The sequence below is a fragment of the Thalassobacter sp. HA4-2 genome (assembly GCF_055693705.1).
Window position 1 is genome coordinate 1,426,914 of sequence record NZ_JBVFUK010000001.1, and the last position, 12,818, is coordinate 1,439,731.

At 63.4% G+C, this 12,818-nt stretch carries 8 protein-coding genes, 1 tRNA gene and 1 pseudogene; 6 read left to right on the forward strand and 4 right to left on the reverse strand.

What is annotated here, in order from left to right; genetic code table 11:
* Positions 1 to 80 precede the first annotated feature (80 nt).
* From ACZ1G0_RS07270 to ACZ1G0_RS07280, 3 genes and pseudogenes are all read left to right on the forward strand, one after another.
* Positions 81 to 157, forward strand: a tRNA-Pro gene (locus ACZ1G0_RS07270).
* 416 nt (positions 158 to 573) lie between these two features.
* On the forward strand, positions 574 to 4,254 hold the full coding sequence (locus tag ACZ1G0_RS07275) for a vitamin B12-dependent ribonucleotide reductase (RefSeq protein WP_472736335.1): 3,681 nt from the start codon (positions 574 to 576) through the stop codon (positions 4,252 to 4,254).
* Between the two features lie 188 nt (positions 4,255 to 4,442).
* A pseudogene (locus tag ACZ1G0_RS07280) lies at positions 4,443 to 5,863 on the forward strand (fumarate hydratase).
* Positions 5,864 to 5,960: 97 nt separating this feature from the next.
* Here the strand turns inward: ACZ1G0_RS07280 and mmsB are convergent.
* The 3 genes from mmsB to ACZ1G0_RS07295 form a co-directional block, all read right to left on the reverse strand.
* Positions 5,961 to 6,830, reverse strand: coding sequence for a 3-hydroxyisobutyrate dehydrogenase (gene mmsB / locus ACZ1G0_RS07285; RefSeq protein ID WP_472736336.1), 870 nt, complete (start codon positions 6,828 to 6,830; stop codon positions 5,961 to 5,963).
* A gap of 11 nt (positions 6,831 to 6,841) precedes the next feature.
* Positions 6,842 to 7,873 carry an enoyl-CoA hydratase/isomerase family protein gene (locus ACZ1G0_RS07290; RefSeq protein WP_472736337.1) on the reverse strand — a complete coding sequence of 344 codons (1,032 nt, stop codon included), beginning with the start codon at positions 7,871 to 7,873 and terminating at the stop codon, positions 6,842 to 6,844.
* A gap of 94 nt (positions 7,874 to 7,967) precedes the next feature.
* The gene (locus ACZ1G0_RS07295; protein ID WP_472736338.1) at positions 7,968 to 9,104 is read right to left on the reverse strand and encodes an acyl-CoA dehydrogenase family protein; all 1,137 of its coding nucleotides are present in this window, start codon (positions 9,102 to 9,104) and stop codon (positions 7,968 to 7,970) included.
* A 148-nt stretch (positions 9,105 to 9,252) separates the two neighbouring features.
* Here ACZ1G0_RS07295 and ACZ1G0_RS07300 point away from each other — a divergent pair, with 148 nt between their 5' ends.
* Positions 9,253 to 9,720 carry a hypothetical protein gene (locus ACZ1G0_RS07300; protein ID WP_472736339.1) on the forward strand — a complete coding sequence of 156 codons (468 nt, stop codon included), beginning with the start codon at positions 9,253 to 9,255 and terminating at the stop codon, positions 9,718 to 9,720.
* Between the two features lie 45 nt (positions 9,721 to 9,765).
* Here the strand turns inward: ACZ1G0_RS07300 and ACZ1G0_RS07305 are convergent, their stop codons facing one another.
* Positions 9,766 to 11,265: a CoA-acylating methylmalonate-semialdehyde dehydrogenase gene (locus ACZ1G0_RS07305; RefSeq protein ID WP_472736340.1), complete on the reverse strand. Its 1,500-nt coding sequence runs from the start codon at positions 11,263 to 11,265 to the stop codon at positions 9,766 to 9,768.
* A 96-nt stretch (positions 11,266 to 11,361) separates the two neighbouring features.
* On the opposite strand from ACZ1G0_RS07305, the gene ACZ1G0_RS07310 reads away from it, so the two are divergent.
* A complete protein-coding gene (locus ACZ1G0_RS07310) occupies positions 11,362 to 12,255 on the forward strand; it encodes a LysR family transcriptional regulator (protein ID WP_472736341.1) in 894 nt (297 codons plus the stop codon).
* Positions 12,256 to 12,317: 62 nt separating this feature from the next.
* Positions 12,318 to 12,752, forward strand: a complete 435-nt coding sequence (locus ACZ1G0_RS07315; RefSeq protein WP_472736342.1) for a CBS domain-containing protein — start codon at positions 12,318 to 12,320, stop codon at positions 12,750 to 12,752.
* The last annotated feature ends 66 nt before the right edge of the window (positions 12,753 to 12,818 follow it).

Below are 12,818 nucleotides of genomic sequence, written 5' to 3' on the forward strand. Positions count from 1 at the left end.
AAAAGCACGCGCAAAGCATGCGTTCTGTGCGACTGGGGGCTTTTCAAAGCAGATGAAACGGGCTAGAGACGCGCCACGGTCGGGGCGTGGCGCAGTCTGGTAGCGCACCTGTTTTGGGTACAGGGGGTCGTGAGTTCGAATCTCGCCGCCCCGACCATTTTCCAAACACACTGCACAAGATTTAGTCGTTAACCGAAGTTAATGGCGCGTTAACACTACATCTAGTGTCCATTCACCCATCGCTTCAGGCAATCAGTGTAAGTGTGCTGGATTTCATAACTTTTTAACTTTGTCCCCAGATTGGACCCGCTTGACCTGAATCAGGGCGTGTCTCGGCGCGCTTTGGTCAAGGGATTTTTTGTGTGGAAAAGTCAGTTTTAGGCGTTGACGCTTTTGTGAAAACTACGCCACTTTGTGTGCACGAGGTGGGGCTGACACTAAATGTAGTGCTAGCACCGAGAGCAGGCAGAGCAATCACCAGTATTGGGATCGGGTTTTTGGGCCGGATAGTGCGTGTCTGTTGATGTATTTTTCAGCGGCCAGGGCAGGTCGCATAGGCAGGAGCACTAGACGATGCGGATCGAGCGTAAGTTAACCACGACGGGTCAAGACGCCTATGCGGCGCTGAATTTCACCACCACCACTTCGGAAATTCGCAACCCTGACGGCACAACCGTGTTCAAACTGGACGCGGTTGAAGTGCCCGACAGCTGGAGCCAGGTTGCATCGGACGTCATCGCGCAAAAGTATTTCCGCAAGGCAGGCGTTGCCGCGAAGCTGAAGAAGGTCAAGGAAAAGGACGTGCCCGAATTCCTGTGGCGCTCCGTCCCGGACGAGGCTGCGCTGGCCGAGCTGGACGAAGAGGCGCGTTTCGGGGGCGAGACATCCTCCAAGCAGGTGTTTGACCGGCTTGCGGGTGCGTGGGCCTACTGGGGCTGGAAGGGTGGCTATTTCAGCACCGAAGAAGACGCCCGCGCCTATTACGACGAGATGCGTGTGATGCTGGCCAAGCAGATGGCCGCGCCTAACTCGCCCCAGTGGTTCAACACCGGGCTGCACTGGGCCTATGGGATCGATGGCCCCGCCCAAGGGCACCACTATGTGGACTACAAAACCGGCAAGCTGACCAAATCCAAATCCAGCTACGAACACCCCCAGCCGCACGCCTGCTTCATCCAGTCCGTGTCCGACGATCTGGTGAACGACGGTGGCATTATGGACCTATGGGTCCGCGAGGCGCGCCTGTTCAAATATGGCTCTGGCACGGGCACCAACTTCTCCAGCCTGCGGGCGGCGGGCGAGGCCCTGTCGGGGGGCGGCAAGTCCTCTGGCCTCATGGGCTTTCTGAAAATCGGTGACCGGGCCGCGGGCGCGATCAAATCGGGTGGCACCACGCGCCGCGCGGCCAAGATGGTGATCGTCGATGCCGACCACCCTGATATCGAGGAATACATCAACTGGAAGGTGTTGGAGGAGCAAAAGGTCGCCTCCATCGTTGCCGGGTCCAAGATGCACGAGGCCGAGCTGAACAAGATCTTCGCCGCCATCAAATCCTGGGACGGGGATCTGGCCGACGCCGTGGACCCCTCCAAAAACGAGGCGCTGAAGGGGGCCATCCGGTCCGCCAAGAAGTGCTCCATTCCCGAAACCTACGTCAAACGCGTGCTGGACTACGCCAAGCAGGGCTATGAAAGTATCGAGTTCCCGACCTATGACACCGACTGGGATTCCGAGGCCTATAACTCCGTGTCCGGCCAGAACTCCAACAACTCGGTCCGGGTCACAGACGCCTTCCTTTACGCGGTCGAACGTGACGCCGACTGGGAGCTGATCAACCGCACCAACGGCAAGGTTGCCAAGACCATCAAGGCGCGCGATCTGTGGGAAACCATCGGCCACGCCGCATGGGCCTGCGCCGATCCCGGCATCCAGTACCACGATACCGTCAACGCCTGGCACACCTGCCCCGAGGATGGCGCGATCCGCGGATCGAACCCCTGTTCCGAATACATGTTCCTGGACGACACGGCCTGTAACCTGGCCTCCATGAACCTGCTGACGTTCTATGCGGACGGTAAGTTCGACCACGAGCTGTACATGCACGCCGCGCGTCTGTGGACCGTGACGCTGGAGATCAGCGTGATGATGGCGCAATTCCCATCTCCTGCGATTGCGCAGCGGTCCTATGACTTCCGCACGCTGGGTCTGGGCTATGCCAACATTGGCGGTCTGCTGATGAACATGGGCTACGGCTATGACAGTGACGAGGGCCGCGCCCTGTGTGGTGCCCTGACGGCCGTGATGACCGGTGTCAGCTATGCCACCAGCGCCGAGATTGCGTCTGAACTGGGCCCGTTCCCCGGCTACGCCAAGAACGCCGAACACATGCAGCGGGTCATGCGCAACCACCGCAACGCCGCCTACGGCCACGCCAAGGGCTATGACGGCCTCAACGTGAACCCGGTTGCCCTGGACCACGTAAACTGCCCTGATCAGACCCTGGCCGGTATCGCCAAATCGATCTGGGACGAAGTGGTCGAGAAGGGGGCCCAGCACGGCTTCCGCAACGCACAGGCCACTGTGATCGCGCCCACCGGGACCATCGGTTTGGTCATGGACTGTGACACCACGGGGATCGAGCCTGACTTTGCGCTGGTAAAGTTCAAAAAGCTGGCCGGTGGCGGGTACTTCAAAATTATCAACCAATCCGTGCCCGGCGCGCTGGAAAACCTCGGGTACGGCTCTGCCCAGATCGAGGAAATCGTGTCCTACGCCGTGGGCCATGGCACCCTGGGCAACGCCCCGGGCATCAACCACACGGTGCTGTTCGGCCATGGCTTCCGCCAGACCGAAATCGAAAAGATCGAGGCGGCCCTGCCGTCAGCCTTCGACATCCGGTTCGTGTTCAACCAGTGGACCTTGGGCGAAGAGTTCTGCACGCAGATCCTCGGCATCCCGGCGGCCAAGCTGAACGACCCGACCTTTGACCTGCTGAAACACCTTGGCTTTGCCAAGGCGGATATCGACGCGGCCAACGACCACGTCTGCGGGACCATGACGCTGGAAGGGGCGCCGCATCTGAAAGAAGAGCACCTGAGCATCTTCGATTGTGCCAACCCCTGCGGCAAGAAGGGCAAGCGCTATCTGTCCGTGGACAGCCACATCACCATGATGGCCGCCGCGCAATCCTTCATCTCGGGCGCGATTTCCAAGACGATCAACATGCCCAACGACGCCACGATCGAGGACTGCCAGAAAGCCTACGAGCTATCGTGGTCCTTGGGCGTCAAAGCCAATGCGCTTTATCGTGACGGGTCCAAACTGTCCCAACCGCTGGCGGCAGCCCTGGTCGAGGATGACGACGACGCGGCAGAGGTGCTGGAAAGCGGCACCACCATGGAGAAGGCGCAGGTCATCGCCGAGAAGATCGTCGAAAAGGTCATCGTCAAGGAGGTTGTCCGCAGCCACCGCGAGAAGATGCCCGAGCGGCGCAAGGGCTATACCCAAAAGGCCAACGTGGGCGGACACAAGGTGTACCTGCGCACGGGTGAATATTCGGACGGGACCCTTGGCGAGATCTTCATCGACATGCATAAGGAAGGCGCAGGCTTCCGCGCGATGATGAACAACTTCGCCATCGCCGTGTCCGTGGGCCTGCAATACGGTGTGCCTCTGGAAGAGTTCGTGGACGCCTTCACCTTCACCAAGTTCGAGCCTGCGGGCATGGTCCAAGGCAACGACAGCATCAAGCAAGCCACGTCGATCCTCGACTACATCTTCCGCGAGTTGGCGGTATCCTATCTGGACCGCACCGATCTGGCCCACATCAAGCCAGAGGGTCATTCCTTCGACAGCCTTGGCCGTGGCGAGGAAGAGGGGGTCAGCAATGTCCAGACCCCCACCGACGCCGCCGCCAGCAAGTCGCTGGAGATGCTGAAACAGGTGTCCTCCACAGGCTATCTGCGCAAGCGTCTGCCCTCTGATCTGGTGGTTCTGCAAGGGGGCGCCGACATGGGGGCCACCGCCTTGGCCGGTGATCCGGTCTCCGCCCTCAACACGCTTGTGCCAGAGACGGCGCGGGCTACGGGGACCACGGGTCTGGCTACCGGGACTGTCTCCATGGACGCCCGCACCAAGGCCAAGATGCAAGGCTACGAGGGCGAGGCCTGCGGCGAATGCGGCAACTACACGCTGGTGCGCAACGGCACCTGCATGAAGTGCAACACCTGCGGCGGAACGTCGGGCTGTAGCTGAATACCTTAGTATGCTAGAAGGAACGCGCGGGGTAAAGACCTCGCGCGTTTTCTATTTGGAACAAGCGCTTGGCGCGCGATCTTAAAGTGAGGGACCCCATGGATATCACGGTCATCAAGGGCGAAGATGTTGTCGAAACAGTGCGCGCGGCGCTGCAACACATCGCGGTCTATCACCCGCAGGACTATCTGAAATCCCTGGCCGCCGCCTACACGCGCGAGGAAAGCGCCGGGGCCAAGGCCGCCATGGGGCAAATCCTTGAAAGCAGCCGTCTGGCGGCCTTGGGGAAGCGCCCCATGTGCCAAGACACAGGCATGGTCACGGTGTTCGCCCAGATCGGCAACAAGGTGGTGATCGACGACGCGCGCACGCTGCCCGAGTTGATCAACGAGGCGACGCGGCTGGCTTACTTGGATGCAGGCAACCCCCTGCGCGCCTCCATGGTGGCGGACCCGATTTTTGCCCGCAAAAACACCCGTGACAATACCCCCGCCGTCACCCACGTCGAGGTCGTCGCAGGCACCACCCTGGATCTGATGATCGCGGCCAAGGGCGGCGGGTCGGAAAACAAGGCCCGCTACACCACCCTGAACCCCGCGGCGAGCGTCGAGGATTGGGTCGTGCAAACCGTCGAGACTCTGGGCGCGGGCTGGTGCCCCCCGGCGTGATGGGCATCGGCGTGGGCGGCAGCGCCGAAAAGGCGATGCTGCTGGGCAAACGCTGCGTCATGGATCCGATCGACATGCCCGAACTGATCGCCCGTGGCCCCAACACCCCCGAGGAAGAGATGCGCCTGCGGGTCTATGACCGGATCAACGGGTTGGGCATCGGGGCGCAGGGTTTGGGTGGCATGACCACGGTGGTGGATGTGAAACTGGCGACCTATCCGACACACGCGGCCTCTAAACCGGTGGCGCTGGTGCCGCAATGCGCCGCCAACCGCCACGCCCATGTGGTGATGAATGGCGAGGGGCCGGCCTACTTGGATCCGCCCAACCTGTCCGACTGGCCCGAGGGGATGCATGCGGGCGCAGGTGCGGCCAAACGCGTGAACCTCAACACCCTGACCAAGGAAGAAATGGCCACCTGGGAGCCGGGCGAGACTCTGTTGTTGTCAGGCACCCTGCTGACGGGTCGGGATGCCGCGCACAAGCGCATCCGCGACATGCTGGCCGCGGGCGAGGAACTGCCCGTGGATCTGCGCGGCAAGACCATTTACTACGTCGGCCCCGTCGACCCCATAGAGGGCGAGGCCGTGGGCCCGGCAGGCCCCACCACATCGACCCGGATGGATGGGTTCACCGAGATGATGCTGGAACAGGGCCTGTTGTGCATGGTGGGCAAGGCCGAACGGGGCCCTGCCGCCACCGCCGAGATCGCCAAACACGGCGCGACCTATCTGATCGCCGTGGGGGGCGCGGCTGTGCTGGTGTCCAAGGCTATCCGCGCCGCCAAGGTCATCGCCTTTGAGGATCTGGGCATGGAAGCCATCCACGCCTTCGAGGTCGAGGACATGCCAGTAAACGTGGGCGTCGACACGAAGGGCAATTCGGTCCACGTGAATGGGCCGAAGTTGTGGTCGGGCAAACACGTGCCCGTTCTGTCCTAGGGACGAAGGGGATCGGCACGGGCGGACACCCTGACCGGGTGCCCTTCCGCGCCGAGGCCGCCTGAACGGCCCGACGCCCCTTGCGGGCGGTGGTCTGTCAGGGCCGGGACCGGGCGGCCAGTCGGGGCAGCATGGCGGAAAAGTCCTTGTGGCCCTGACCTTCGCTTTCCACAAACTCGGCGTAAAGATCCGTTGCGGCTTGCCCAAGTGGCGTGTCTGCATCGGCCCCTTCGGCGGCCTGCTGGCTCAGGCGCAGGTCCTTGAGCATCAGGGCCGCCGCGAACCCGGGGGCGTAGTCGTTGTCCGCGGGACTGTGCGGACCGATGCCAGGTGCCGGGCAATAGGCGTTCATGGACCAGCTGTAGCCCGAGGATGTGGACACCACATCAAACATGGCCTGTCGGTCCAGCCCCAGTTTGTCGGCCAGGGCAAAGGCCTCGCAAGTGGCGACCATGGTCACGCCGAGGATCATGTTGTTGCAGATCTTGGCCGCTTGACCGTTGCCTGCCTCCCCGCAGTGCACGGCCTTTTGGCCCATGATCTCGAACAGGGGCAGTGCGGTGGCAAAGGCCTCGGTCCCGCCGCCCACCATGAAGGTCAGCGTCCCGGCGGTGGCCCCGCCGACGCCCCCTGACACCGGCGCATCAAGGGCCGCGATCCCCGCCTTTGCCGCATCCGCCGCCACGGCGCGCGCGCTGTCCACATCCACGGTGGAGCAGTCCAGCAGGATGGCCGTCGCGTCCATGGCCGGAAGGATCTCCGCCGCCACGGCGCGCAAGATGGCACCGCTTGGCAGCATGGTGATAACGACATCCGCGCCCTGTGCTGCCGCCGCCGCTGATCCGGCCATGGTCAGGCCCTCGGGCCGGGCCACGGTGTCAAACCCTGTGACCTCGTGACCCGCCGCCGCCAGGTTCGCCGCCATGGGGGCGCCCATGTTGCCCAGGCCGATAAATCCGATTTTCATGTCTCTCTCCCTCAAAACTTCAATGCGTCCGCGCCAAGGGGCATCAGCATGCGCGACACCTCCACCGGGGGGACGGCTTGTGGGCCCGGGTGGGTCCACTTGGGTGATTTGTCCTTGTCGATAATCTGGGCGCGGATGCCTTCGACAAAATCCCCCTGGGCCAGCGCGCGATGGGTAAAGCGGTATTCCAGCCCCAAGGCCGTCTCGATCGTGCTGCCCTCGTTCAGACGGTGCTGGATTTCCACCGCCGCCGCCATGGCCAGCGGCGCGTTGCGCGATAGGGCGCGGGCCGCCCGGGTGGCGAATGCGGTGTCACTGGCGGCCAGGGCGCGGGCAATGTCGCCCAAGTCTTCGCCCCCGAACAGCAAGTCGATCTGATCCTGCACTTCGGCCAGCTGCGCCGCCGGGGCGGGGCGCGCGGCCCGGTCGACCGCGCCCACGTCCCCCGTGGCCACCAAGGCGTCTACCAATTCCGCCCAACTTGATTGCGGGACATAGTAATCGGCAAAGCCCGCATAAATCGCATCGCCCGCATCCATACGATGCCCGGTTGCGCCTAAAAACGCGCCACACCGCCCCGGCGCGCGGGCCAGGATCAGCGACCCGCCCACGTCCGGGATCAGGCCGATGGCACATTCGGGCATGGCGATCTGGCTCGTCTCGCAGACGATCCGATGAGACCCATGACAGCCCACGCCGACACCGCCCCCCATGGTAAAGCCGTGCAGCAGGGTCACCACCGGCTTGGGGAAGTGGAACAACTTGGCGTTCATCCGGTATTCATCGGCCCAGAACCGCTGGCCATAATCATAACGCCCCTCAACACCCGCCGCGTGCATTTCAGTGATGTCGCCGCCGGCGCAGAACGCGCGTTCCCCCAGCCCGTCGATGATCACCAGATCCACCGTCGCCTCATCCGCCCAAGCGTCCAGCGCTTTCTCTATCGCCAGACACATGTCCCACGTCAGCGCGTTCAGCGCCTGCGGCCGGTTCAAGGTGATCCGACCGGCCTTTCCAGTGATGCGAATGTCGATGTTTGCCATTTTACCCGTCCCTGCTTCATTGGGTTTCAAATACCCCTGGGGGGTCCGGGGGCAACGCCCCCGGTCGGTCGGGGCCGCAAGGCCCCGAAACCCCTTAGCGGTCAGCCAGCATATCGCGGGCCACGATCAGGCGCATGATCTCGTTCGTGCCCTCCAGAATCTGGTGCACCCGCAGGTCGCGCGACAGCTTTTCGATGCCGTAATCAGCCAGATAGCCATAGCCGCCGTGCAATTGCAGGCAGCCGTCAACAACACGGCTGCCGACCTCGGTGACGTGTTTCTTGGCCATGGCGCAGAACTTGGTGGCTTTGGGGTCGCCCTGATCCAACATCCACGCGGCTTGGCACAGGAAGGTGCGGGCGGCTTGCAGCTCGATCTCCATCTCGGCCAGCCGGAATTGGGTGTTCTGGAACTGATCCAGCGCTTTGCCAAAGGCCTGGCGCTCTCCCACATACGCCAGTGTCGCATCCATCGCGGTCTGCGCCGCGCCCAGCGAACAGGCCGCAATGTTCAACCGTCCGCCGTCCAAACCGGCCATGGCATATTTGAATCCCGCGCCCGCGTCCCCCAGCATGTGGTGCGCCAGTGCTGCATCCATCTGGACCGCGCGGGTGGGTTGGGACCGCCAGCCCATCTTGTCCTCCAGCCCGCCAAAGGACAGGCCCTCGGTTCCGTCCTCAAGGATCATGGCGGAAATCCCCTTGGGGCCGTCATCGCCCGTGCGCGCCATGACGATATAGGCGTCCGAGTATCCGCCGCCCGAGATGAACGCCTTCGTCCCCGTCAGGCGCCACCCTTCGTTGGTCGGCACCGCGCGGGTCTTGAGGGCGGCGGCATCGGACCCGGACCCGGGTTCGGTCAGGCAATAGCTAAACACCGTCTCCATGGTCAGGGCGCGGGGCAGGTAGGTGTCGCGCACGGTGTCACTGGCGAAACTGTCCAGCATCTTGGCACACATGTTGTGGATCGACAGGAAGGCCGCCACGGACGGGCAGGCCATGGACAGTGCCTCGAACACCAGTGTGGCCTGCAGGCGCGACAGCCCGGACCCGCCGTGCGCCTCGGAGACATACAGGCCGGCAAAGCCCAACTCTGCCAGTTTCGGCCACAGGTCCTTGGGGATCGTCCCCTCCGCCTCCCACCTGCGGGCGTGAGGTGCGATTTCCGCCTGACCGAAGTCCCGAGCCATATCGAACATGGCGCAATCCGACTCATCCAGTGCAAAATTCATGCCATTCTCCTCGCATTCGCAACAGTCGCGGCATTTGTCTAAAATTGTCCCCAAGCCGCGCGCAGTGACAGCGATTTGAGCATATTTGCGGCCACATTCCAGCCCCTCTTTTGGCCTAGAAAACGCTTAGTTTGGTATGGAGTATGCCTTGTTTCACTTTCTCACATCTGAATCCGGTGCTGTCACCGTGGATTGGGTTGTTTTGACCGCTGCGGTCACGGGCCTTGGGATTGCGACCACCAGCGTCGTGTCCCAAGGTCTGGCAAACCTCGCCGAGGACATCCAGTTGGAGCTTTCGGGCCAGACCATTCGCAGCACTTTCGACGACGCCTTTACCCGGTATTCCGCGTGCAGTGACAACGACTATGCCACGCATCTGGCGTCTTTCGGGGGGGCCGGTTGGGACCACCTGACGCAACAGGATTGGTCCAACCACATCTCTGGCATGTCGACCAATGTGAACACCGCAGTCAAGGCGAACAATGCCGACCAGATCTGCAACTATGGCGATCAGTTACACGCCCTGATCACCGTTGCGGGCAATCGCGACTACCTGACCGACGAGGCCCGCGCGCAGGGCGTGACCGCCTTGGGTTCGCTGCCTACAGGAACCTGAGCGCAAAACGGGCCCCTGCGCACAGCGACAGGGGCCAAGGCGCGCTCACTCCATCACGGGGATGCTGAATTCGCCGCCTTCCTTGATGCCGCTGGGCCAGCGGGCGGTTACGGTCTTGGTGCGGGTGTAGAACTTGAACGCATCCACACCGTGCTGGTTCAGGTCGCCAAAGACCGACTTCTTCCAGCCGCCAAAGGTGTGATAGGCCAGCGGCACGGGGATCGGCACGTTCACCCCAACCATCCCGATGTTCACCCGGTTGGCAAAGTCGCGCGCCGCGTCGCCGTCCCGGGTAAAGATCGCGGTGCCGTTGCCGTATTCGTGATCCATGGCCAAGCCTAGGGCCTCTTCATAGGTTTCGGCGCGCACACAGGATAGGACGGGGCCAAAGATTTCCTGGGTGTAGATGTCCATGTCCCGGGTCACGCGGTCAAACAGGTGCGGGCCGACAAAAAAGCCGTCCTCGTAGCCCTGCAATTTGAAATCGCGCCCATCGACCACCAGCTCTGCCCCTTGATCGACGCCGGTTTGTACCAGCCGCTCGATGTTGGCCTTGGCGGCAGCGGTCACAACGGGGCCGTAATCCACGTCATTGCCAGCGGTGTAGGGGCCGACCTTCAGGGCCTCGATACGCGGCACCAGTTTGTCGATCAGGCGGTCGGCGGTGTCCTCGCCCACGGGCACTGCGACCGAGATGGCCATGCAACGCTCGCCCGCCGCCCCGTAGCCTGCCCCGATCAGGGCATCGGCGGCTTGGTCCATGTCGGCGTCGGGCATGATGATCATGTGGTTCTTGGCGCCACCGAAACACTGCACCCGTTTGCCGTTGGCGCAGCCTCGCTCATAGATATAGGCGGCGATGGGGGTGGAGCCGACAAAGCCGATGCTTTGCACGATCTCGTTGTCCAACAGGGCGTCCACGGCCTCCTTGTCGCCATTGACCACCTGCAGGATGCCCTTGGGCAGGCCCGCTTCCTCCATCAAGGCGGCCAGCATCATGGGGACCGAGGGGTCACGCTCGGACGGTTTCAGGATAAAGGCGTTGCCGCACACCACGGCGGGGGCAAACATCCACATGGGGATCATGGCCGGAAAGTTGAACGGGGTGATGCCTGCCGTCACGCCCAAGGGCTGCTTCATGGAATACATGTCGATGCCGGGGCCTGCGCTGTCGGTGTATTCACCCTTGAGCAGGTGGGGCGCGCCGATGCAGAATTCGACCACCTCCAGCCCGCGCTGCACGTCGCCCTTGGCGTCGGGCAGGGTCTTGCCGTGTTCGCGCGACAGGGCCTCGGCCAGTTTGTCCATGTCCCGGTGCAGCAGGTCCACGAACTTCATCAGCACCCGGGCGCGGCGCTGCGGGTTGGTGGCGGCCCACTTGGGCTGGGCGGCGGCGGCGATGGCCACGGCGGCGTCCACCTCTGCCTTGGTGGCGAGGGCGACTTTGGCCTGCACTTCGCCAATGGCGGGGTTGTAGACATCCGCCGTGCGATCCGAGGTGCCGGGCGTGACCGCCCCGTCGATGTAGTGTCCGATGTGTTCCATGAAAACTCTCCCGATGTTTGCGACAGCCTAGCCTTTGCGCCTTTGCGTAAAAACAGGTAACATTGCAAAAGTGTCTTGCAAAAATATGGGTAAGCGATGGACTGGGATGACCTGCGAATTTTTCTGGCCACCGCCCGGGCCGAAAGCCTGTCGGGGGCCGGGCGCGCTTTGCGGGTCGATCCCGCCACGGTCAGCCGCCGCATCGCCCGGCTGGAAGAGGCGGCGGGCGTGGCCCTGTTCCTGAAATCGCAACAGGGCTACCGGTTGACCCAAGGGGGGCAGGGCCTGCTGGCCCATGCCGAACGGGTCGAGGCCGAGATTGCGGGCGGCCTTTCGGGGCTGCAACCGGGGGCGCAGACCCTGTCCGGGTCCGTGCGCATCGGCGCGCCGGACGGGGTGGCCAACCATGTGTTGCCCCAGGTCTGTGCCCGGATCATGGCCGATCACCCCGCGCTGGAGTTGCAGATCGTGGCCCTGCCGCGCGTGTTCAACCTGTCCCAGCGAGAGGCGGATCTGGCCATCGCTGTCAGCCCTCCCAAGGCCGGTCGCCTGCTGGTGCAAAAGCTGTGCGACTACCGCCTGTCCCTTGCGGCCAGCACGGACTATCTGGCCGGGGGTGTCCCCGTGGGGACGCAGGATCTGGCCGCGCACCGTTGGGTCGGCTACATCCCCGACCTGATCTACGACGCGGACCTCGACTTTCTGTCCCTGCTGGGGGTGTCGCCGGACGTGTCGTCGAATTCGGCCACGGTGCAGCTGAACCTGCTGGCGGCGGGGGCAGGGCTGGGGGTGGTCCATGACTTTGCCCTGTCCAGCGCGCCGACCTTGCAACGGGTGCTGTCCGGTCAGGTCCACTTCACCCGCAGCTTTCACCTGCTGCGCCCGCCCGAGGGCGCACGCTCCGCCCGCAGCCTCGCACTGACCCAGATGCTGGGCCAAGGGGTGCGGGCCGAGGTCGCGCGGTTGGAAGCGCTCGTCCAGCATGCTTGACAGTGTGCGACCTCTGCGCGCAGGCTGGCCGTAGACAGATGTATGCAAAAGGGGAGGTTGCCATGCTTGTCCATCAAATCCTGAAATCCAAAGCCACACCCGAGGTGTTGTCCATCGGCTCCGGCGCCAGCGTGTCCGAGGCCGCGGCCGAGCTTTCGGCCCGCCGCATCGGGTCGCTGGTGGTCTGTGACGACGGCGAGACGGTGGCCGGCATCCTGTCCGAACGCGACATCGTGCGCGAGTTGGGCAAGCGCGGCCCGACCTGCATGGCCGAAACCGTGGGCAGCATGATGACCACCAAGATCACCACCTGCGCCTTGAACGACAGCGCCGAAAGCGTGCTGACCAAGATGACCGAGGGCCGCTTTCGCCACATGCCCGTGGTCGAGAACGGCAAGATGGTCGGTCTGATCACCTTGGGCGACGTGGTCAAGGCCCGCCTGGCCGAGGTACAGATGGAGAAACAGGCCCTCGAAGGCATGATCATGGGCCACTAGGGGCGCGTCCGCCCTGCCCAAAGCGACACGGGCGCGCATGACAGCCTCTTTGGGTTGCACCCGCGC

Excerpts from the sequence above, each read along its gene's own strand:
- ACZ1G0_RS07275 (WP_472736335.1), top strand. The coding sequence starts at position 574 with ATGCGGATCGAGCGTAAGTTAACCACGACGGGTCAAGACGCCTATGCG.
- mmsB (WP_472736336.1), bottom strand. The coding sequence starts at position 6,830 with ATGAAAATCGGATTTATCGGCCTGGGCAACATGGGCGCCCCCATGGCG.
- ACZ1G0_RS07290 (WP_472736337.1), bottom strand. The coding sequence starts at position 7,873 with ATGGCAAACATCGACATTCGCATCACTGGAAAGGCCGGTCGGATCACC.
- ACZ1G0_RS07295 (WP_472736338.1), bottom strand. The coding sequence starts at position 9,104 with ATGAATTTTGCACTGGATGAGTCGGATTGCGCCATGTTCGATATGGCT.
- ACZ1G0_RS07305 (WP_472736340.1), bottom strand. The coding sequence starts at position 11,265 with ATGGAACACATCGGACACTACATCGACGGGGCGGTCACGCCCGGCACC.
- ACZ1G0_RS07310 (WP_472736341.1), top strand. The coding sequence starts at position 11,362 with ATGGACTGGGATGACCTGCGAATTTTTCTGGCCACCGCCCGGGCCGAA.
- ACZ1G0_RS07315 (WP_472736342.1), top strand. The coding sequence starts at position 12,318 with ATGCTTGTCCATCAAATCCTGAAATCCAAAGCCACACCCGAGGTGTTG.